Genomic DNA, 23,022 nt, shown 5'->3' on the forward strand with positions numbered 1-23,022 from the left:
TGAAGATAAGAACTTAGTTAAAAAAATTAATAACTATTTATAACTAAATATAATTTATAGCGATATATAATATAATTATCAATTATAAAAGCAGCCTAAATTCAAACTGAATTATGCTGCTTTTATAATATTAAGTCTAGCTAATTAATATATTTACTTCTTATTGCTTCTAAATCTGCTTTGTTCAAATCATCAACCACTTCAAGAACACCCATAACTGAATTGTTTTTAACTATAGCAAATGGTATGGACTTTTGTGGTATAAAATCAACTTCATTTATTCCTTTTTTGCCTGTAAACGAAGCAACTTCTTTTCTGGTTTCTGTATCTATAATAGAATATTGCCCTTCGGGGTTATTAAATTGGGTTAAATCAAGAATAACTTTTGTATTAATGTTTATCTGCCCAACTACAATTAGAGGCTTAAGTTCATAACCAATTCCTTTAAAATTAGAAGTTTGAGTATTACCTGAAACAGCGGCTTTATTAACCAAAGTAGAGGTTGGAACCTTTGTTATGTCGCTTCCATATATGCTTTGAGAATTTTGAGCTGTGGACCCACTATTTGTAGAAGAACCGTCATCATTGATAGGTGCGGCACAGCAGCTAGGACCTGTACTTGGTGCTGGAATTGACGGGTCAGCCTTGGAAGTATCCACAGAATTAAGATTATCTGTTACTTTTATTATACCGCTTATCATTCCCATCCAGCAGCTAAAGTTTATATCCTTATCTCCAGGAGTAAATTCTTTTACAACATTTTCTCCCTTTTTAAGTTTCATATCAATATTCAGTGATGGGACAATCAGTCCATCATTACAAGAATTAAGTTGCTCACCATTTATTATCCATTTTACAGGTATGCCCTTTTGGACATAAAATGCATTAGGTGTATATCCGTTGTTGTTGGCTGTCATAGTAATTGTCTGAATACCATCCTTGATAACTGCTTTTTTTATATTAGAGTCTGTTGCTTTACTTGAATTTCCACCTAATAAGGTTGATGAACTATTAGCGATTGCTTTTACAGGATTAAGGTTATAACCCATGAGGGTAAAACCTCTATTTCCCATTATGAGCCCAAGAACAATAATTAAAACACCACTGAATTTCAATATACTTTTAGTATAACCTTTACTCAGTAGACCTGATAATGAACCGAAAACTAACATAAGAGGAACGGTTCCTAAGGAGAAAACAAACATGGACAATGCACCTTTTGCAATGCTTCCTGTTCCAAGAGCATAGAGCTGCATTGTTTGAAGAGGACCACAGGGCATAAGTCCATTTAAAAGTCCAACAATAAATGAAGAATGTGACTTAGTTTTAACTTTACACATAGCCTTAGGCAAATGTATATGTATTTTTCTGAAGGCGCTGAAGCCGGCCATGTTTAGTCCCATAATAATCATAAATGCGCCTGCAAATATTTGTAGTCCTGCTTTAGTAGTGATGGAAAGTGAGAAAACCGAGCCAAGAGCTCCAATGATGCCTCCAAGAATAGTATAGGAAATAACTCTTCCCGAATTATATAATAGAGCAGGTCTAATAGCTTCAAATTTACTTTTGCTTTCCTTTGACAGGGTTTGTGAAAGCATAATCCCGCCGCACATTCCCACACAGTGTAAAGATGTAAGAATACCTACTATAAATAGCACTGCATAGGAAGCATTAGATAGTTTAGAATCCATGTCAAAACCACTGGTTTTAAGACCAAGCAGTATAACAGCTACCGCAGCTACGGCTATACCTATGAAATTTAAATCCTTAGGCTTTTCAGTTCTGTAACCGGCTTTTTTTATAGCCTCTTTAATCTTGCTAATGTTACACAATTCATCATCATATTCAATTACAGCAGATTGGCTGCTATAGCTAGCAATGGCATTTGATACACCACTTAGCTTTTTTACAGCCCTTTCAACTCTGTTTTCACAGGATGAACAGGTCATATCGTAAACCTTTATTTTCTCTCTGCGAATACCCATAAGATTCCTCCTAAAAAATAATTCATGGGTATATTATATAAATTTTATATGATGATTTTATGAAGATAAAATATAGATTCAATAATTATTTTTGATGAAAGTATCTATATACTTGGCAGCTCAATTGTAAATGCTGTTCCTTTATTTACTTTACTTTCAACAAATATTTTACCTCCGTGGGCTTCTACAAAGGATTTGGTTATGGTAAGACCTATACCTGAACCACCAGTATCTTTACTGCGGGACAGATCACTTCTATAAAAACGTTCAAAAATATAAGGTAAGTCTTTTTCAGGTATGCCAATACCGTTATCAATAACCTTAATTATGAGTTTCTGTTTCTCTTTTAGTAATATAACCTCTGCTAATCCATTTGGCTTTAAGCTTTTGTAGGAGTTTGATAGAAGGTTAGTCATTATTTGCTTAAATTTATCTTTATCCATATTTGCAAATATATTTGGAGCAATATTGCTGTTTAATCTATAATGCGCTTTGATGTACATGGGCCTAAACGTATCAATAAGTTTTTCGAGCTCATCTGAAATATCAAACTCTGTCCTATTTAAATTAACATTACTTTGCTCTAACTTGTGGAGATTGCGGAGATTATCAACCATTTTAGTCAGTCTTTCAATTTCTTCATAAAAAACTTCAAATCTTTCATGGGTAGGCTCCCAAACACCATCCATGAAGGCTTCAATATGAGTCTTGAGTGTTGTAAGAGGCGTTCTAAGTTCATGAGCCATATCGGAGGATAGCCTTTTCCTAAGCATATCCTGCTTGTTTAAACTTTCAGCTAAGTAGTTTATAGAATTAGAGAGTTGAGATATTTCCTTAGTATTTGAATTTGTGTTAACTCGGACATTTAGATTCCCATCTCTCATTTTGTTTGCTGTTTCAGTTATTTTAACTAAAGGCTTTGAAAATTGCCTAGAAAATATGATACTGATTATCAAACCGAACAGAAGAGCTGCGAGGGCTGACAAAATGAGTGATTGATTCAATGTTCTAATAAAGGTAATGGAACCAGAAGTCATATAGGAGGTCCCATAATAACCTATAATGACTTTCCCTATATTTTCATTATTTATAATTAGTGGGTATTTATTTTCAGTATATTCGCCTGGGTTAATACCAGAAAAATTGTGCATCATTGAGCTCATCATATTTCCCATCATATTTTTGTCCTGTAAATAATCACTACCAGAAGAATACACTGTTTTGCCAGTACTGTCTTGTATTTCTACATATAGTAGCTGCATCTGAGCATATCTTTGTATTTCATCAGTGTTAATTGTTAAAAGACTATTGCCGTTTTTGTATAAATCTTCTATAAGATTTATAATGTTATTTATTTTTACTTTATGCTCATCTACTAAATATTTATTAAATTCTCTACCTACTTCATAATTTGATATAAAACTTGTTAAAATAATTGAAGTTAAAATTGTTAAAAGAAAGCCAATAGACAGTTTCTTTGTTAAAGATATTTTCATTTTTTTACCTCATCTGAGCTTGACATGAATTTATACCCAGCTCCATAAATGGTTATTAAGTAAATTGGATGTTTGGGGTCGCTTTCAATTTTTTGACGAATATTTTTTATGTAGGTATCTACTGTTCTATCGAAACCTTCATAATTCATGCCAAAAGCTTTTTCAACTAGCTGTTCACGTGTTAATACTTGACTTGGATTTGAGAGCATAATCTTTAATACTTTAAACTCATTTGATGTTAGACTAACAATTTGTCCCTGTTTTTTCACAAGCATTTTTTTAATGTCAACTTCTAAATCTCCACCATTAAAGGTTAGGATATCCGCAAGTGGAGACATATCTCTGTAGGATCTTCTAAGTAAGGCCCTTATCCTTACCAAGAGCTCACGTACACTAAAGGGTTTGGTTAGATAATCATCAGCACCTATTGATATTCCCTCAATCTTTTCTTCTTCATCAACCTTTGCAGTAAGCATAATTATAGGTACCTCGGAACCAGACCTTATTCTGCGGCAAACTTCTTCTCCAGACATCTTAGGGAGCATAAGATCTAAAACAATAAGATGAATTTCCTGTTTATTAAATATTCAGATTGCTTCTTCTCCATCAGATGCAGTAGCAATCTGAAAATTTTCTTTTTTTAAGTATGCACTTACCACATCTAGAATATTCTGCTCATCATCAGCAACAAGTATTTTAAAGTAGTTATTCATAATCCCACTCACCCTTCAATAGCTAAATTTATTATTAATTATAATTCAAAGTAAATTAAAAACATAGGGAGAAGAATCTATCTATGGAATTAATTCTTGTAAATAGAAACTTTCTTCATACTATCTTCAAAAGAATGCTATAAAATATATGATAGTTAATTTGGAGGTAATAAAATGAAATTATTTAAAAATTTAAGAATTGCACAAAAACTTATAAGTTGCTTTTTAATTATTTCTGTTATAATGGCTACTGTGGGCATTATAGGAATAATACAAATTAAAAAAATGGATAAAAACTCTAATTCTATGTATGAAGATAATTTGCTTCATGTAAGTAAAATAGATAGCCTAAAAGAAAACTTTCTCCAAATCCATTCCGACTTAATATCACTTTTAACTACTACTGATTCTACACAGAAAAAACAATTAGAAGAGGAGATTAATAAGTTGACTGAAGAAGATATGTCTTTGTCAGAAGAATTTAAAAATACTACTGGAACAGGAGAAGAAAAGAATTTATTAGCTGATTTCAATAAAAATCATGAAGGGTATATGATGGCGCGCAAAAATTTTATGGATTTGATAGATTTAAACAAATATGATGAAGCAAAAATATATTTTCCAATGATACTAGAGGCTAGGCAAAAAACTTTTAATAGCATTAATAATCTAGTTAGTTTAAATATGAAGGAGGCGCAAGAAGCTAATAAAAAAAATAATTCAATATCAAAAGAAGCATTCAATACTATGATCATAATTGTAATTCTTGGTTTTATAATAGCTATAATTTTAGGAATTTTAATTTCTGAAGCATTATCAAAGGGAATTAATAAGGTTGTAAAATTTGCAGATGTTGTTGCAAAGGGGGATTTAACAAAACGAATTGAGGTTTATGGAAATGATGAAATCGGAAAACTTTCTGAAGCTTTAAATCGAGCAGTTGAAAATACTCGTGATTTAATATCTGCAATTATATCAAGTGTGAATAATGTAAATAGTTCCAGCGAACAGATTTCGGAATCTTTAGAGGAGATTACGGCTAAGATGATGAGTATTAATGCTGCAACAAAGGAAATAGCATCTGGAACTGAGGGCTTAAGCGTAACATCGCAAGAAGTTAATTCATCAATACAGGAAATAACTGCAAATTCCACGGTTCTGTCGGCCAAGGCTGAGGATGGAGATAAAGCTTCAAATAGTATAGAAATACGTGCAACTAAAATTAAAGATAAAGCCCTTAAAGCCATTGACATATCAAAGAAAATATACGAAGAAAAACAATCAAACATCCTAAAAGCAGTAGAAGATGGGAAGGTAGTTGAGAAAATTAGTATTTTGACTGATTCTATAGCTAGTATAGCTTCACAAACAAATCTTTTGGCATTGAATGCAGCTATAGAATCAGCAAGAGCAGGAGATGCTGGAAAAGGTTTTGCTGTGGTTGCAGATGAGATACGTAAGCTTGCTGAGCAGGCAGAGAGTAATGTTTTAAATATACAAAGAGTGATAACTCAAGTTAAGGGAGCCTTTTATAATTTATCTAAAAATACCGAAGAAATACTTGAATTCATAGATTATAATGTAAACCCAGATTATGAAATATTCCTAGAAACTGCTGAAAAATATGAGCAGGATGCGGAGCTTATAAAAACTATGTCACGGGAAATTTCTAGTGGTGTATTACAGATATTAAATTCAATAGAACAAACAAATATTTCTGTTGGGAATGTATCAACTACAGCACAAAAATCAGCTTCAAATACGGAAGGCATTTTAAATAGCGTGAATGAAACAGATATTGCTATAGAAGAATTGGCTAAATATGCCCAAAAGCAGACTGTATTAGCAGATGAATTGAGCAGTATGATAAAGCAATTCAAAATTTAGTAAATTGAAGGTTGGTTTATTATATACATATTAGCATATGAGGAGGCGATTTTATGATAAAAGTATGTAAGTGCATATTGCTATGATAAATTAACATCCGCAGTATCTGAAAACAATATTCAGTATATAGCTTAAGAATGTTTGGAAAGATGTGAGTGTTGCCATAGCAAGGTTTTTGTGAAGATGGAAGAAGAGTTTATCTATGATGATAGCATAGAAAATTTGATTATAAAACTTAAAGCTTAACACCAAAGGCCAAATTATTATTAGTAGTATTAATATTTATTTTCGGATTGTAAATTTTGTACGAGATACATTGGATATTAGTTTATATATAATAAAGGAATATATGTTGAGATAAGATTTCATATAATGATAACAGCAAAATTAATAGATGGTCTGAGATAATTTTTAGATACATTAAGTATATAATTTAGTAAATTAGGAGGTATTTATATGGAAATTGTAATAGCAATTATTATTGTAGGTTCTGCAGGCAGTCTATTTTTGAAGAATTTTAAAAAAGCAAAAAATGGAGACTGTGGCTGTGGTAAATGTGATATAAAGAAGAGGAAACTGAACAGATAAAATATTTAATAAAAAACCGGTTTATACCGGTTTTTTACTGCATACTTGACATATTGCTGAAAATTTCAGGATTAACCATACCGAAAATCATAGCAACGTGAGCAACTACAAGAAATCCTCCTACTAGTATAAAGTGTGTTTTCATCTTTTCATCATCAGATTTATTTTTGAATATTAAACCTAATTCTAACAACGCTAATGGTAATAGAAAAAAAACGCCACTTAAATAGAACCCGACTGCGACTACATCTACCCATGTATGCCAACCACTTGTTTGAGTTAATGGTATTACTGCTGTTGTAAAAAGATAAATGAAAATTACAGTAAAATAAAAACCGTCGAAAATGGCAACGACTTTGTTCAAAGTTCGAATACCACCACTCTTTATCCTGTTAAATATGATAAAGAACTCTGTTATTGTAAGAGTCTCAGCACATATTACAGGAACGGCCATAAAAATAATCAGATTCCAAGGCTGATTATCAGTTAATAATGACATGTAATGAGTCATATTCATAATAATTTCCTCCAAATAACTTTATACCCAAATAATAACAAGAAAATGTGAAGATATTATGAAGTTTTGCAGAAAGATAAATATAAGATATAAATTGATAAAAAGAAAAATTAAGTATTGCTGAGTGCTTTTTATACCAAAGGTGGGAGAGTGGCTATTTTAATTAATTTCAATCTATGATAATTATAGATATAAGATTTTTCCGCATGCAGTACTTTGCTAAAGCCTTTTTCAAATTCGTCAATATTGGAATTAAAATTGGGCATAAGTTATGTTTTACAATAGTAATTATCGAATCATTTGTACTTGGAGATAATGAAAAAGAATCAGTAAGTTCTTTTAAGATTTCGTATGTAGAAACTATTATAGTGTTATTATATTTTAGCTTTTTTTGCATAAAAGTATTACTTGATTTGAGGATACCTATTAATATATGCAGTTTTAATCACTTAAAATGTTCCTTCTTTATGGATGTGACAATTACTAAGAATAAAAGTATTATTTAAGCCTGCGTATTGTATATAGATGAAAGCTATTATATATTTATAGTATAGAAAAATCAATATTAATTGTTTTGCTTTATTAAAGGTATAGGTAATTATTAATACTAGTGTTTTCGAAAAAGCTAAGCATCATCATGTGGTTTTGTTAAAATAAATTTAATAAAACCTTAAACACCAGGATTTATACTATGATATCAGGTTTTATGAAAATAAAAATAGGTACTTAGGTTGTAGGAATAAACGCTACAAGAGCTTTAACTTGCAAGTTTAATGCCCAGCTTTCCTGTGGAAGAGTTCAAACTCCTACTTTGGCTATGATAGCTTCAAGAGAACAGGAAATAAAAAACTTTAAACCTAAAAACTATTATGGTATAAGCGCTTTATGCAATGGAGTAAAATTCTCTTGGCAGGATGCTAAGTCCAAGGATATAAAAACCTTTGATAAGGAAAAAAGCGATAACATAATAAAAAGTATTAAAGGACAAAATGCTGAAGTGGTGGAGGTGGAAAAAGCTCATAAGAAGAGTTATTCTCCACAGCTTTATGATTTAACAGAACTTCAAAGAGATGCCAATAAGCTATTTGGATATTCTGCTAAAGAAACTTTGTCTTTAATGCAGAGGCTGTATGAGAGTCACAAGGTGCTTACTTATCCAAGAACAGATTCAAGGTACCTTTCTTCAGACATAGTGGATACTTTAAAAGATAGAATAAAAGCCTCTGGAGTAGGTCCTTATTCAAAATTTGGACTTAAGCTTATGAACTCTGAAATAAAGGCAAGTAAAAGCTTTGTGGATAACAGCAAGGTGTCGGATCATCATGCTATAATTCCTACAGAGCAGAGAGTTAATATATCTTCTCTAAGCGACAAGGAAAGAAAAATATATGACTTGGTAGTGAAGAGATTCTTTGCGGTTTTATATCCTCCTTTCGAATATGAGCAAACTACCATAAGAGCTAATATAGGCGGAGAGAACTTTATAGCTAAAGGTAAGGTAGTTATTAAAGAAGGCTGGAAGGAAGTGTATGAAAATAAATATGAGGAAGAAGATTCAAGGGAAGAGCTTTCAGATCAAAGGCTTCCTCAAATTAATAAGGGTGATAAGCTAAAGGTGACAGGTCTAACTCAGACTTCTGGAGAGACTAAGCCGCCAGCTCCTTTTAACGAAGCAACTCTTCTATCGGCTATGGAAAATCCAGTAAAGTATATGGGAGAGACCAGCAAAGATTTGGCAAAAACCTTAGGAGAAGTTGGAGGGATAGGTACCGTAGCTACCAGAGCCGATATTATAGAAAAGCTATTTAACAGCTTTTTACTAGAAAAAAAAGGTAAGGACATATTTATAACTTCAAAAGGAAAACAGCTTTTAGAGTTAGTCCCTGAAGATTTAAAATCCCCAGCTTTAACCGCTGAGTGGGAACAGAAGCTTTCGCTAATATCAAAAGGCAAGCTTAATAAAAATATATTCATTAATGATATGAGAAATTATGCTCAGGAAGTAGTGGGCGATATAAAGAATAGCCATGATAAGTTCAGACACGATAATCTAACAGGAAGCAAATGCCCTAACTGTGGTAAATACATGCTGGAGGTTAACGGTAAGCACGGCAAGATGCTGGTTTGCCAGGATAGAGAATGCGGCTATAGGAAAACTCTATCTAGAGTTTCCAATGCAAGATGCCCTGAGTGCCATAAGAAGCTGGAGCTTAGAGGAGAAGGGGAAGCACAGATATTTGTATGCGCCTGCGGTTACAGAGAAAAACTTTCTGCTTTTCAGGAGAGAAAGAAAAAAGATAGCGATAAGCTTTCTAAGAAGGATGTTGCAAGATTCATGAGAGAACAGCAGAAAAAGGATCAGGAAGAACCTATGAATTCTGCCTTGGCAGATGCATTAGCTAAATTGAATTTAAAGTAAAAGCCAAGTTTTAAATCAGTGTAAAAATCAATACTGATTTAAAACAAAAGCAGAATAAAGAATACAATAATTATCTAACAAAATTGAAGAAGTCATGTTCTATTAGTATTAAACTAATAAAACGTGACTATTTATTTTAGAAGATTATTGTTTTTCACGCTTTTTTAGTCGAAATTTCATAATAATATTAAATTATTTAGTATTAATTGACTTAAATATATTAGGATTAACAACCTTGCTTAGCAGAATAACACCGCAGGTTTTACATATTAGATGCTCTACTTTAGAACCTCCGCCAAGCCCCCAGATGCTTGGCATAATAGCAGAGTGAATTTTATGCATCAATTTTCATGATTTTAGAAGCTAAAATAAATTATTGATTAATTTCCATAATGAACAGATTAATGCTTAATATATTGTCAATACTTTAATATATGGTTATGTTTTAAAGGAATATTTTAAATTTGTGCAAAAATCAACACTGATTTAAGGCAGAACCTAATATATAAAAAGAAAATCGGTGTTTACAAAATGTAATATATAAATTACTATAGGGATAGAATAGTTTGTAAAATAAGCATAAGGTGGTGTGAAATGGCAGTAAGCAAAATAAAAGTTGCTAGAGTTGAAAAGGGACTTACCCATAGGAGCAGCTTTCATATGCTGTTGGGTTTATAAGACAAACTATAAATTTGATGGAATCATGGAAAATAAAAACAATATTTATAATTGATAGTAATTCAATTATAAAAACTTAAAAAACATTAGGAACACTTAAGTATTGGACTGAGTAAAATAACCAATACAGGGAGGTGCGAGATGGATAGCATATACAGGGATGAGAGAATCAGGAAAGAGTTCAGCAAAAATGGAGTCATAAAGGCATTAGCTTTTACTTTAGCTATGGTTGGGGATATAATATATAAAATAGGTTTTCCAAGCGAGAGACATTTTGCCCATGTGCTTATTGTTTTAATGCTGCTTACACTAATTTTTACTATATATACTTTTAGAAAAAACGGAGTAAACTTTTCTGATATTATAACTATACGCAAAACTAAAAATAAAAAGATGATATATAAAGTAAACAATAGTTCCATGGCAATGATAATATTTGGATCTATCTTTTTACTATTTTATTGCATGTATGTTGGATTTATGTTCAAAATTAAATATGCAGTATTTGAATTCGCAATTTTTCTAGGAGTAATAGCCTATATAATAATAGAAGAAAAGATAATCAGTAAGAAATTTAAGGAACTATCAGATAAAGAAATTCACCAGATTGTTGTTGATAATGAATCGAAGGATAAGGTTGCAGAATGAGATAATTATTTTAAGCCATATATAGCATAATAACGATTCCATTGGATATAATATAAAGTGGTATTTATTTTAAATATATAATGAAGCTGTGGGTATAAAGTTCAGGCTTCACAAAATAATGGCTGAAATTACAGTAATAAATATTGAGGACGTGGAGGAATATCTCCATGTCCTTGTATTATGGTATTATTAAATTAGGCTCTTTTATATATAGAAATACTAAAAGGATTGATTCTGTTTAAGGTATAATTTGGAGTGGACAAAAATATTGCCGTATGATATTTTATCTATGTTGAAAGCTATATTTATTATAGTGTAAATTTTGAAAGAGAGGCTAGTATGAATTGGGGAAAGAAGAATCGAATAAAATAAAACTATATGGTTTTAATAATCTTACTAAATCTTTGAGCTTTAATATATATGACATTTGCTATACAGAGACTGATGAAGATAGAAAAAAATACATAGAATATATAGATGAACAATATAATTCTGAAAGATTAACTAACATATTAAGCAATGTAACAAAAACTATCGGAGCGAATGTACTTAACATAGCAAAGCAGGATTATGATCCGCAGGGAGCTAGTGTTACACTGCTTATATCTGAAGAGGAAGTACCTCTGTATCTATTAGATCCTTCCTGTAATAGAGGATTACTTACACCGATCAGGGAGAATATAGTTGCGCACTTGGATAAAAGCCATGTTACGGTGCACACTTATCCTGAAAGTCATCCTCAAAATAATATAAGTACATTTAGAGTAGATATAGATGTTTCCACCTGCGGAAAGATATCACCGCTAAAAGCATTAAATTATCTTATAGATAGTTTTGACTCCGATATAATAACAATAGATTATAGAGTAAGAGGCTTTACACGAGATGTGGATGGACACAAGCATTTTATAGATCATGACATAAATTCAATACAGAATTTTATTTGTAAAGAGACTATAGATAGGTACAATCTAATAGATATGAATATATATCAATCCAACATATTTCATACGAAGATGATGCTTAAGGATATGGATTTGCCAAACTATTTATTTGAAATAAGGGAAGAGGATTTAAGCTCATCAGAGAGAAATGAAATAATTACTAAGCTGAACAGAGAGATGACAGAAATTTTCTATGGTATAGATTTACCAAATGTATAATGTTGTGAGTGGGTGTAGTTATGGAATTTGATAAGGGAAAAAATGAGATTTGTGAAAATGAGACAGTATTAAATAATACTAATAAGAAAAAAGGTGCTAGGAAGTTTTTAAAAAGTAATTTGTTTTTTATATTAATATGTGTAATATGCGCTTTTATTATAAGGACATATCTATTGGAAAGAGCGGATGTGGACGGAATTTCCATGTATCCAACTCTCAATGATAAAGATGTGGTTTTTGTAGAAAAAATAAGTGATGCATTAAAGAGTTTTAGTAAAGGGCAAATTATTATATTTACTCCTCCTAATGATAAGTACAGCGTATATATAAAAAGAATTATAGCGTTGAGCGGTGACACAGTAGAGATAAAAAATGGAAGGGTCTTGGTGGACGGAAAGCAGATAAAAGAAGATTATCTGTCCCAGGATATGGAGACCAACTACGGTAATTTTATAACAGAGGATTATGTATATACTGTGCCTAAAAACTATGTGTTTGTTATGGGAGATAATAGAGATAGAAGCAATGACAGCAGAAACTTTGGACCCGTTCCTATAGAAAATATAAGAGGACATGCATTTTTAAGAGTAAAACCTCTAGACAAGTTTACCATATTATAATTAATTTGAAATAGCTATCCAAAATAAAATTCATTTATTTTGGATAGCTATTTTTATTATTCTACTGGAGTGTTTTTTTTATCAGCCGCATATTTTATGATTTCATCAAATCTAGATTTCCACATCTTTTTGATTTCTGCATTATAGCCTAGAATAACCCAAGGACAATCTTCTTTAATAGCCATTAGTAATGAATTTACTAAGCTTTCTTTCATATTTATTCTTACAATAGATTTATCATAACAACAAAGATCTAGTTCGTAGCTCTTTCCGGCAGGAATGAAATTTATAGATTTTTTAATTATTTTTTTGTAAGCCCAAAGTACATCTTCCATTTTAGCTATTTTCAAGCTTAGAGCATAAGGGGCTATTATCCAAGACTTAGTGTATATAACCTTACCAAAATTTTGTACAGGATATTGAGATAAATCTCTGTCGATACTCTGAGCTAAAGTGTCTGCGTCCCCATATTTTGCAAGTTTTTTGTATATTCTATGTCTTGCAGGGAGAGTAAATGTTCTGAAAGCTTTTATTGCACATATGAAAAATAATATTCCAAGTATGCTGCAAATTATAAATATTACAGATGAACTCGGGTCATATTTTGAATCCAAAATGTAATCAGAAAGAGTGAATTCACCATTCGATTCGCTCTTAATTTCAGCCATATAAGAAGACAAGTGATCTTTTTCTTCATCAGTCATTTTTCTTACCCACCCAGTATAGGATGAAGAAGAAGCTGCTTCTGGTGGGATTGCAGCAAAAATAAGTGTTTTGCCTCCTTTTAGTAAATAATAATCAGCTTCTACAGTTTTTGAACTGCTTTTTTTATTGGTTTCAACATATTGAAGCCCAGTTTTTGCTTTAGCTTCAGGAGTAAGAGTTACATAATTGTTTGAACCAAAACCGCTTAATTTTCTAGAAGCTATATCTTCGAAATTTATGGTGTTAGCCCCTTTAAAATAATTGATGGCGTTACCGCAGACTGTGAGAATGATAAAACAACAGATAACAAATAGCAAAAAATGAGTGATAAAGAGATTCCTTGAAACTCTCTTTATACGTGAATTTAAAAAATTAATTTCCAAAACCTATTCCCCCTAAAAATAAAAGTAAATTTTATATATAAATAAATTAATACAGCTAATACCATTAATTTATCGTTTAAGTCATGAAAAACTATACCCTGTTTTGTTAGTAATTATAAAATATCTATATTTATCAATGGCGAATTTATATAAGAAATTTATAAATAGAAGCTATAATTAATAGCATAATAGTGTAGAAAGAATTAAACCCATAAAATAACGAATTATAATAAGTAGTAGTGCAAAAATGTTCGGTTATTTGTTGACTATTTTATGTAGCTTTGATAGTATTGTTAGTGGTACATAAGAAATTAAATGGGAGGAAAACAATATGTCAGCTTTTATAGTTTTAGGAGCCCAATGGGGAGATGAAGGAAAGGGTAAAATGACAGATTTTCTTGCAGAAGGCGCCGACGTAGTAGTTAGATTCCAAGGCGGAAACAATGCAGGACACACTGTAGCAGTTGAAGACAAGAAATATAAATTACATCTTATACCATCAGGAATTTTGTACAATAATAAAGTTAATATAATAGGAAATGGAGTAGTAATAGATCCTAATGCATTCTTCGAAGAAATAGAATATTTGAAGGGTATGGGAGTAAAAGTAACTCCTGAAAATCTTATTGTAAGCGATAGAGCTCAAGTTATAATGCCTTATCATAAGACTCTGGATAAGCTAAAAGAGAAATCTAGAGGTAAAAATGATATTGGAACCACAGGAAAAGGTATAGGACCATGTTATACTGACAAGGTAGAAAGATCTGGTATAAGAATTTGTGACTTAATTAATAAAGCTGTATTTGAAGAAAAGCTAAGGCTTAATTTAAAAGAAAAGAATGCTTATATAACCGAAGTATTAGGCGGCGAGGCATTAGACTTTGATGCAGTATACTCAGAATATGTAAGCTTGGCTGAAAAAATAAAACCTTTCGTTAAAGATACTTCCGTTGAGGTTTATGATGCAATAAAAGCTAAGAAGGATGTATTGTTTGAAGGTGCCCAAGGAATGCTTCTGGATATAGATTATGGTACATATCCATATGTAACTTCCTCAAACACAGTAGCAGGAGGAGTATGCACAGGAGCTGGAGTTGGACCTACTATGATAGATAGTGCCGTTGGTATAGTAAAGGCCTACACTACAAGAGTAGGAAAAGGACCATTCCCTACAGAACTTTTGGATTCAACTGGTGATTGGATAAGGGAAAAAGGAAACGAATTTGGAGTTACTACTGGAAGAGCAAGAAGATGCGGATGGCTTGATCTTGTTATATTGAAAACAAGCACTAGAGTTAATGGACTTACAAGCTTTGCAGTAACTAAGATAGATACTTTAGCTGGACTTGATAAGATTAAGGTTTGCGTGGGATACAAATTTGAAGGAAAAGTTATAGATTATTTTCCGGCAAGTCTTGAAGATTTAGCAAAATGTGAACCTATATATGAAGAATTTGATGGTTGGGATGATAGCGTGGCAGAAGCAAGAAGCTACGAGGAATTACCAGAAAATGCGAAGAAGTATCTTAGAAGAATTGAAGAATTTACATCTACTAAGATAGCGATCGTATCCGTAGGACCAAGAAGAGATCAGACAATAGTTGTATCAGAACTATAGTGAATATTTGCTTGTTGTAAATTACAATTAAATTGTATATAATATATTTGATGAAATACCATTAAATAAAAGAAAAGAGGCGATATAGTGATTACTAAGGAAATGACTATAGGACAATTAGTTACAGAGAATCCTGATAAAATTGATACTCTAATGGATTTTGGTATGGGCTGTGTAGGATGTCCTGCATCTCAGATGGAAACATTAGAAGAAGCAGCAATGGTTCATGGATTTGATATAGACGATTTAGTAGAAGCATTAAATCAGTAATATAGATTCAATCTATATTGTTACATGATATAATAAGTTTTTGGAATAATAAAAGTGAGGAATATTAAATATTCTTCACTTTTTTTCAATTACAAATATAAAAAGTTCTATAAAATGCAAACGATTATAATAATTGTATTTATTAGTGGACAATAATTATTTTATAATTTATAATATATATAGATAATAATTTAACAAGGATTTTAGGGAGGGTTTTTATGAAGGTAATAGTAATAGGATGTACTCATGCAGGTACTGCGGCAATTGTTAACACTGCTAAGTTATATCCCCAGGCTGATATAACTGTATATGAAAGAAATGATAATATATCATTTTTATCTTGTGGTATTGCACTTTATGTGGGAGGAGTAGTTAAGGATCCTCAAGGACTTTTCTATTCATCTCCAGAAAAACTTGCAGAGCTTGGAGTTAAAACAAAAATGAAACATGATGTGCTATCCATTGATACTGATGCTAAAAAGGTAAAGGTTAAGGATTTAGAGACAGAGAGAGAATTTGAAGACACCTATGATAAGCTTATAATAACTACTGGTTCATGGCCAATAGTACCTAATATTGAGGAAATAAACTTAGAGAATATACTCCTCTCTAAAAATTATACTCATTCAAATACAATAATTGAAAAAGCTAAGACTGCTAAAAATATAGTGGTGGTAGGAGCTGGATACATAGGAGTAGAGCTTGTGGAAGCCTTCCAAAGCCAAGGAAAACAAGTAACTTTAATAGATACAGTAGATAGAATCTTAAATAAGTATCTTGATAAGGAATTCACAGATGCAGCTGAAGCGTCCTTTAAAAATAATGGGGTTAAATTAGCTTTAGGTGAAACAGTTACAAAATTTGAAGGTGAAGATGGAAAAGTAAAGAAGGTTATAACTAATAAAGGTGAATATGAAACAGATATGGTTATATTGTGCATAGGCTTTAGACCTAACACTCAATTACTTAAAGGCCAAGTAGATATGCTGTCAAATGGTGCTATAATTATCGATGAATATATGAGGGCTAGCAAGGAAGGCGTATATGCAGCAGGGGACAGCTGTGCAGTAATATATAACCCTACAGGAAAGCTTCAATATATTCCGCTAGCTACTAATGCTGTAAGAATGGGAACTTTAGTCGCTAGAAATCTTGTTAAACCTACTATAAAATATCTAGGGACACAAGGCACATCAGGAATAAAAATATATGAAAATAACATAGCATCTACAGGTCTCACAGAAGAATCCGCTAAGGCAGATGGATTTAAAGTAAAATCAGTAACTATAAAAGAAAATTATAGACCAGAGTTTATGCCGACCTATGAGGAGATTACCTTAAAGGTGGTTTATGAGGCTGAAAGCAGAGTTATCTTAGGTGCGCAGCTTATGTGCAAGGTGGATTTAACTGCTGCGATAAACACTATTTCTGTATGCATACAGAATAAAATGACTATAGATGAATTAGGTTTTGTAGATTTCTTCTTCCAGCCTCATTTTAATAAGCCTTGGAATTTTTTAAATGTAGCAGGGCTTAATGCAGAGTAAAATTATAAATAATAAAATTCAAATTGCAAATAAAAGCATGGCTAAGGCCATGCTTTTGTTGTATCGGTACATTTACACTTTTCACACTATGATAGTAAGCTATTATTGTAATTTTTTAGAAGAGGTGTATATTATGAAAATTAAAAGATTAGTAACAATTTCTTTGCTGGCAGCATTTTGTTTTGTAGCAACTTTTATACACATAGACTTTGGAAGGAATATGGTGCATTTAGGAACGGCGGCTCTGTATATTTCAGCGGTTCTGGTAGGAGAAGATGCTGGATGGGTTGGAGCCGTAGGTTTAGGTATGTTTGATTTACTCACCTATTCTGCTTCCTGGGCTCCATTTACCTTTATTATAAAGGGACTTCAAGGGCTTGCAGCAGGTAAGATAGCCTTTCTTAATAAAAAAGAGGGAAATAGTGTAGTGCAGAATCTAATTGGTTTTATCGTAGGAGCTATAATATCTTTAATAGGTTATTTCTTAGTAGATTGGCTGGTGTTCTATAATTTTGGGACAGCTCTTACTTCATCCTTGGCATCCATTATAACATCTATAATAGGAATAATTATTTCAATCGTATTGACTACAGCTATAAAACCAATATTAAAGAAAGCTAAAATAACATTTTAAAAAGGCTATGCTTAAAAAATGTTGATATAGACTTATGATTGTTAAGAAACTCTAAAGAAAAGATGAGGTTTATTATGAGAAAAAGAATTGCAGCTATTCATGATCTAGCATGCTATGGCGGAGCAGCACTTATGAATATAATACCTATAATGTACAATTTAGGAGTAGAGGTAAATCCAATACCTACGGCCATTTTTACAAGCCATGGAGCTTTTAACGGGGTTAAAAAAACAGAAAACGATGCTTTTATGAAGGAATATTTATTCCAATGGAAGAGCAATGATTTTAAATTTGATGGAATATATATAGGGCTTTTTACTTCTCCTAAGCAAGTAGAGTTTACAAAAGAATTTTTGGATTCCTTTAAGCATAAGGACACATTAGTAGTGCTTGATCCAATATTGGGAGACAACGGTAAGCTTTATGGTTTCATGGATGAAGATAGCATAGAAAATGTAAAAGCTATTTTAGAAAAAGCGGATGTAATAACCCCAAACCTTACGGAAGCAGCTTTGCTTACGGGTATGGATTATAAAAAATGCTGTTGTGAAGAGGAAATAGAAAAGTGTCTTAAGGTTTTGGGAAAGCTTGGACCTAAATATGTAATTATAACTTCCGTATGCCTTGATGATAAAATGTATATTTATATATATGATAAAACTAAGGACAGTGTAGAATATTTGTGCAGAGAGAAGCTTAAAGGTTCTTATCCAGGGACAGGAGATGCCTTTACAGCTGTGCTTATGGGATGCCTTATGAAGGGTATGAGTATATGTGAAAGTGCCGAAAAGGCGGCAGAATTTGTGGAAGCAGGGATTTCACTTGTGATTAGCAATAATTTAAATCCTTTGGAAGGGCTTCCTTTAGCGGATATAAAACTTACTTCAAAGCTAAAAGAATGCTTTAAATCAGTGTAAAAATTAAGATAAAACAGAAAGTGTGGCGTATTTACCACACTTTTTTGTTAAAAAATTAATTCGTATAAGCCTAATAAAATTATTATAAGCGAAGATACGTATTGTGATATATGAGATAATTTGTTTGAAATAAAAGATTTTCCTATATAATCACCGAGCTTTATAAAAATCATACTGAATATAAAAGATGCTGCAGAAGTTAAAAATATGTTTAATCCAGCAAAGCTTGCACCAATACCTAAACCTATATTGTTTATACAAAGGATAAAGCCTAAAATTATGGCTTCTTTTAATTCTATGATATTTGAGTTGTTAGTATCAATAATCTCAGGGTGATCATAAACTGTTTCTATTATATCCGAGGCTCCATGACTACTTTTATATGCACCTATAAGCATATATATACCGAATAACATAAGCATTAGGCTTCCCAATATATCAGCAATGTGTGGTGAGATAAAATTGTTGAAATACTTACCAAGCAGCATTGATACAAAAGTTCCAAGGCAGGAGATAAATGCTACCAAGGTGTTGCTGATAAAATTTATCTTTATTTTTTTTGTGCCGTAGCTTAATCCAACAATAAAATTATCACTGCTCACAGAAATAGAAAATAATAATATAGATAGTAAATCCATGCAATCCTCCAATGGTAGATTACTAATTATTGTTTGAGGAAGATGTATAAAAATCCTGTCCATTTATATTATTTATAAACCATTGGAAAGTTGCCATGATTATTAATTTTGATACCAATATATATTCAAAATACAGATTTTTGTTTTACTTGTAAGCAGAAATATTCAGCAATTTATCTAAGGTAGTCATATCGTAACCTTTAGCTTTTATGGTTTCAATGATTTTAGGTAGAGCCTCCACTGTGGCTTTTTTATCTCCATTGCAATGCATTAATATTATTTCTCCTGGTCTCAGATTATCAGTAGTATTTTTTATAATATTAGAGCTTTCTTTTTGAGACCAATCAAAAGTATCCGTGGACCAAATAACGGATTTATAGCCTAGGGATGAAACTAAATCTAAAACATGTTGATTTATATCACCGTAGGGCGGTCTTAGTATTGCAGGCTTTTTCCCAATAATAGCTTCAAGACTATCTTCTGTTAATGAGATTTCCTTTGTTATTTCAGCATCACTTTTTTTAGTTAATTCAGGATGAGAATAGCTATGATTCAACACAAGATTTCCTTCAGCATATATTCTCTTAATAAGTGCTGAATTTCCAGAAATCTGATTTCCTATAATAAAAAAAGAAGCTTTTACGTCATATTGTTTTAATATATCTAAAATTTTAGGAGTTATATTGGCACTTGGGCCGTCATCGAAGGTTAGACAGACAATTTTACGATCCGATCCTCCATTAATAAAGAGCTTATCCTTGTTATTTATTGTAAGTTCGGTAATTTGCTTTTTCCAATTATCAAGATTTTCGTATTGCTTTGAGGTCATATTTTTAGAAAAACCATTGATAGTTAGAGGCTGAATAGATTTTGAATCAATTTCAGGGGCTGCAGGTATTGGAGATTTTTTTGAAGAAGAAACATTATTCTGACTTATGTCAGATTTGCTTTTTGATGATGCACTTTTCTTACTAATCTTATGTGGATTGCTTTCGGCTATGAAAGCCACACTGATGCATAAAACTAATACTATAATTGAAATTATAATTTTATATGTTTTTTTCATCCGTCGTTTACCTTTCTTTAAATGTTTGTAACTAATAATACGATTTTTTAGAAAAATAGATATTAATATGATAAAATAATATAGGATATATTGTAAAGTATTAAATGTGAGAAGGGGGGAGAGATTAAGTAAAAGCATTAAAAGTATTATAGCGGAAGTATATGTTATTTTTATGTTTTTACCTAATCTAAAGGTATTATGGGAAATGTAGTGACTACTAAAGAATATGATATAAGGTATTATGAGGTAGATTATAAAAAGAGACTTTTTTTAAAAACTATGATGGAATATTTTAGTGACACATCTACATATCAAAGCGAAAAGCTTGGAGTAGGTATAGATTACTTAAAGAAAAACAATCTTGGCTGGATACTGTATAAATGGGATATAAAGATTAAGGAGTACCCTTTGTATGGTGAAACAGTAAAGGTGAGCACTGAAGCTTATGGTATAAATAAGTTTTATGCTTACAGAAAATTTAAAATTGAAAATCAGAGCGGTGAAGTTATAGTAGAGGCTGATTCCATATGGCTTTTGTTGGATATCGAGAGAAGGCGTCCAGTAAGAGTAAATGAGGAAATGTTTAAGGCCTATGGTGTAGAAGGAAATGGAGTTAAAACTATAGATATAGAAAACATAGCTGAAATCACTGAGGTTGATGGAGAAAAGTTTTTTAATGTAAGATACAGCGATATAGACACTAACAGGCACGTTAATAATGTTAAATACGTAGAATGGGCCCTAGAGGTTGTTCCTACTGATGTTATGATAAACCGCAAGCTTAATAGAATAAAAATTACTTACAACAAAGAAACCACTTATGGGGAGACTGTTAAAGCTAAAATTCAAAAAGTGGAATCTGAAGAGAATGGTATAAAATATTTACATGCCATAGAAGATTCAGAAGGTAAAGAGCTTACAAGAATAGAAACAGTTTGGGAATAAAATTAAATAGGGGGCTGTCGCAAAAAGATTATTTATTTTATTCAATTAAGAAGTAAGATGTAAAAATTAATAGTTATTGAGGGAATCGTCTCTTTATGAGTCGATTTCTTTAAATTATAAGTTTATAAAAAATTCAGCAAGACTGAATTTTACCTTCACTTTTAATTTTTACTTTTTAATTATTAATTTGTTCTTATCTATTTCCCTTTAAAATAACTTTATATTCATTGCGCAATAGCCCCTTGCTATTTATTTTTCGACCAAAGCCTTTATAAGCATTTTTTTAAAACATGGACTTATTATTCAGCACAGCTTTTAGCTGCCACATACCCTGAGCTCCATGCCCACTGAAGATTGAAGCCTCCGCAGTCCCCATCCACATCAATAATTTCTCCAGCAAAATACAAGCCTTTTACAATTTTAGACTCTAGAGTAATTGAATTGATTTCTTCAGTGCTTATACCGCCAGAGGTAACTTGAGCATTAGAAAAAGAGTTAGTATCCGTAACTTCAAATTCCCAAGAGATAAGCAGTTTTATTAGAGCTTTTTTCTCTTTCCAGTTCATATCCTGCAAAGGCTTATGTATATCTGAAATACCTGCTTCTTTTAATAGTATAGGAATTATTTTTTTATTTATAATGCCAATAAAAGAATTATGTATGCTTCTATAGCCAAATAAGGCTTTTCTGTTTTCAATAAAATCATCTAAGGTCTCCTCAGAATAATCTGGAAGCATATTTATTTTTAAGGTGATTTTTTTGTGTAAATTGCAAGAAGCTATTCTGCTAAGCTGCAATATGGGAGGACCTGATATACCATAGTCCGTGAATAATATCTCTCCAAATTCTTTCTTTTTGCTTTCATTATCCACAAATATTTCCGCAAAACCATCAAATTTTATTCCAGATAGTGCTTTTAAGTTCTTATAATTTAGCTTTAACTGAACCAATGCTGGGTGAGTATTGATGATAGAATGACCTAATTTTTTAGCTAAATTGTATCCGCTTCCATCTGATCCAGTAACTGAAGCTGATTTTCCGCCTGTGCACATAATAAGCTTACTGCACTTAAATATTTCTTCGGAACCATTGCTTTTAGTGTTTATGGTAAAGCCATTTTTGGAAGTAGTTATATTATCTACTTTGTGATTAAAGTAAATAGGTATTTCAAGCTCTTCTACGGACATTCTTAAAATATCTAAAACTGAAGAAGCTTGAAGAGACATAGGATACATTTTACCATTTTCCAAGGTGGTTAATTGAAGACCAAGACTGTTAAAAAAATCTACAGTATCTTTTACCTTAAAAGAATTCAAAACTGGTACAAAAAAATCTTTTATGCTGGAGTGGTATGGAAGATATATATCTGCTCCAGATAAATATTGCTGTATATAACCATCTATAGTTGAATTCGTAATATTGCATCTACCATTTCCGGTAGTTAATAGTTTTTTTCCTATTCGGTCATTGCCTTCTATTATAGCTGCGTTTATTCCGTAATTTTTAGCACATATAGCAGCTATGATTCCAGAGGCGCCTCCTCCGATTATTATAATATCATGTTTCAAATTCATCATCCTTCATA

The 23,022-nt window shown here is 31.6% G+C and carries 18 protein-coding genes and 2 pseudogenes; 12 read left to right on the forward strand and 8 right to left on the reverse strand.

All coding sequences use genetic code 11. The features are described from left to right. Nucleotides 1–140: 140 nt before the first annotated feature. From IAI10_RS18545 to IAI10_RS18555, 3 genes and pseudogenes are all read right to left on the reverse strand, one after another. Nucleotides 141–1,985 carry a sulfite exporter TauE/SafE family protein gene (locus tag IAI10_RS18545; RefSeq protein WP_315674799.1) on the reverse strand — a complete coding sequence of 615 codons (1,845 nt, stop codon included), beginning with the start codon at nt 1,983–1,985 and terminating at the stop codon, nt 141–143. Between the two features lie 104 nt (nt 1,986–2,089). After that, nucleotides 2,090–3,481 (reverse strand): HAMP domain-containing sensor histidine kinase, encoded by a 1,392-nt coding sequence (locus IAI10_RS18550; RefSeq protein WP_315674800.1) that lies wholly within the window; start codon nt 3,479–3,481, stop codon nt 2,090–2,092. Then, a pseudogene (locus IAI10_RS18555) lies at nt 3,478–4,194 on the reverse strand (response regulator transcription factor). Before IAI10_RS18555 ends, IAI10_RS18550 begins: the two are co-directional and overlap by 4 nt. Before the next feature lie 174 nt (nt 4,195–4,368). Here IAI10_RS18555 and IAI10_RS18560 point away from each other — a divergent pair. Together IAI10_RS18560 and IAI10_RS18565 are read left to right on the forward strand one after the other, a co-directional pair. Beyond that, nucleotides 4,369–6,081: a methyl-accepting chemotaxis protein gene (locus IAI10_RS18560; RefSeq protein WP_315674801.1), complete on the forward strand. Its 1,713-nt coding sequence runs from the start codon at nt 4,369–4,371 to the stop codon at nt 6,079–6,081. Between the two features lie 456 nt (nt 6,082–6,537). Next, nucleotides 6,538–6,669 carry a FeoB-associated Cys-rich membrane protein gene (locus IAI10_RS18565; RefSeq protein WP_315674802.1) on the forward strand — a complete coding sequence of 44 codons (132 nt, stop codon included), beginning with the start codon at nt 6,538–6,540 and terminating at the stop codon, nt 6,667–6,669. A gap of 34 nt (nt 6,670–6,703) precedes the next feature. Here IAI10_RS18565 and IAI10_RS18570 read toward each other — a convergent pair whose 3' ends face one another. After that, complete coding sequence (locus tag IAI10_RS18570; protein ID WP_315674803.1) at nt 6,704–7,186, reverse strand: DUF6803 family protein; 483 nt, start codon at nt 7,184–7,186, stop codon at nt 6,704–6,706. A 730-nt stretch (nt 7,187–7,916) separates the two neighbouring features. On the opposite strand from IAI10_RS18570, the pseudogene topB reads away from it, so the two are divergent. The 4 genes and pseudogenes from topB to lepB all read left to right on the forward strand — a co-directional run. Next, a pseudogene (gene topB / locus IAI10_RS18575) lies at nt 7,917–9,605 on the forward strand (DNA topoisomerase III); the annotation flags it as partial. Between the two features lie 819 nt (nt 9,606–10,424). Continuing rightward, nucleotides 10,425–10,931, forward strand: coding sequence for a hypothetical protein (locus tag IAI10_RS18580; protein ID WP_315674804.1), 507 nt, complete (start codon nt 10,425–10,427; stop codon nt 10,929–10,931). Nucleotides 10,932–11,275: 344 nt separating this feature from the next. Next, nucleotides 11,276–12,094, forward strand: coding sequence for an adenosylmethionine decarboxylase (gene speD / locus IAI10_RS18585; protein ID WP_315674805.1), 819 nt, complete (start codon nt 11,276–11,278; stop codon nt 12,092–12,094). A gap of 20 nt (nt 12,095–12,114) precedes the next feature. Further along, the gene (gene lepB, locus IAI10_RS18590) at nt 12,115–12,714 is read left to right on the forward strand and encodes a signal peptidase I (protein ID WP_315674806.1); all 600 of its coding nucleotides are present in this window, start codon (nt 12,115–12,117) and stop codon (nt 12,712–12,714) included. Nucleotides 12,715–12,770: 56 nt separating this feature from the next. Here lepB and IAI10_RS18595 read toward each other — a convergent pair whose 3' ends face one another. Further along, complete coding sequence (locus IAI10_RS18595; protein ID WP_315674807.1) at nt 12,771–13,802, reverse strand: DUF6709 family protein; 1,032 nt, start codon at nt 13,800–13,802, stop codon at nt 12,771–12,773. Between the two features lie 331 nt (nt 13,803–14,133). Here IAI10_RS18595 and IAI10_RS18600 point away from each other — a divergent pair, with 331 nt between their 5' ends. The 5 genes from IAI10_RS18600 (at nt 14,134) to IAI10_RS18620 (ending at nt 18,788) form a co-directional block, all read left to right on the forward strand. Next, complete coding sequence (locus IAI10_RS18600) at nt 14,134–15,420, forward strand: adenylosuccinate synthase (RefSeq protein WP_315674808.1); 1,287 nt, start codon at nt 14,134–14,136, stop codon at nt 15,418–15,420. A gap of 87 nt (nt 15,421–15,507) precedes the next feature. Then, complete coding sequence (locus tag IAI10_RS18605; protein ID WP_315674809.1) at nt 15,508–15,690, forward strand: DUF1858 domain-containing protein; 183 nt, start codon at nt 15,508–15,510, stop codon at nt 15,688–15,690. 218 nt (nt 15,691–15,908) lie between these two features. Next, the gene (locus IAI10_RS18610; RefSeq protein ID WP_315674810.1) at nt 15,909–17,237 is read left to right on the forward strand and encodes an FAD-dependent oxidoreductase; all 1,329 of its coding nucleotides are present in this window, start codon (nt 15,909–15,911) and stop codon (nt 17,235–17,237) included. A gap of 133 nt (nt 17,238–17,370) precedes the next feature. Then, on the forward strand, nt 17,371–17,871 hold the full coding sequence (locus IAI10_RS18615; RefSeq protein ID WP_315674811.1) for an ECF transporter S component: 501 nt from the start codon (nt 17,371–17,373) through the stop codon (nt 17,869–17,871). 74 nt (nt 17,872–17,945) lie between these two features. Further along, nucleotides 17,946–18,788 carry a pyridoxamine kinase gene (locus IAI10_RS18620; protein ID WP_315674812.1) on the forward strand — a complete coding sequence of 281 codons (843 nt, stop codon included), beginning with the start codon at nt 17,946–17,948 and terminating at the stop codon, nt 18,786–18,788. Nucleotides 18,789–18,835: 47 nt separating this feature from the next. Here the strand turns inward: IAI10_RS18620 and ytaF are convergent, their stop codons facing one another. Then, nucleotides 18,836–19,426, reverse strand: a complete 591-nt coding sequence (gene ytaF, locus IAI10_RS18625) for a sporulation membrane protein YtaF (protein WP_315674813.1) — start codon at nt 19,424–19,426, stop codon at nt 18,836–18,838. A gap of 145 nt (nt 19,427–19,571) precedes the next feature. Beyond that, on the reverse strand, nt 19,572–20,492 hold the full coding sequence (locus IAI10_RS18630) for a polysaccharide deacetylase family protein (RefSeq protein WP_315674814.1): 921 nt from the start codon (nt 20,490–20,492) through the stop codon (nt 19,572–19,574). Nucleotides 20,493–20,690: 198 nt separating this feature from the next. On the opposite strand from IAI10_RS18630, the gene IAI10_RS18635 reads away from it, so the two are divergent. Next, the gene (locus tag IAI10_RS18635) at nt 20,691–21,437 is read left to right on the forward strand and encodes an acyl-ACP thioesterase domain-containing protein (protein WP_315674815.1); all 747 of its coding nucleotides are present in this window, start codon (nt 20,691–20,693) and stop codon (nt 21,435–21,437) included. Nucleotides 21,438–21,736: 299 nt separating this feature from the next. On the opposite strand, the gene IAI10_RS18640 is transcribed toward IAI10_RS18635, so the two are convergent. Beyond that, nucleotides 21,737–23,005, reverse strand: coding sequence for an NAD(P)/FAD-dependent oxidoreductase (locus IAI10_RS18640; RefSeq protein WP_315674816.1), 1,269 nt, complete (start codon nt 23,003–23,005; stop codon nt 21,737–21,739). Nucleotides 23,006–23,022: the final 17 nt, after the last annotated feature.

Origin of the sequence: Clostridium sp. 19966 (genome assembly GCF_032335695.1) — a bacterium.
Taxonomy (GTDB): Bacteria; Bacillota; Clostridia; order Clostridiales; family Clostridiaceae; genus JACTOJ01.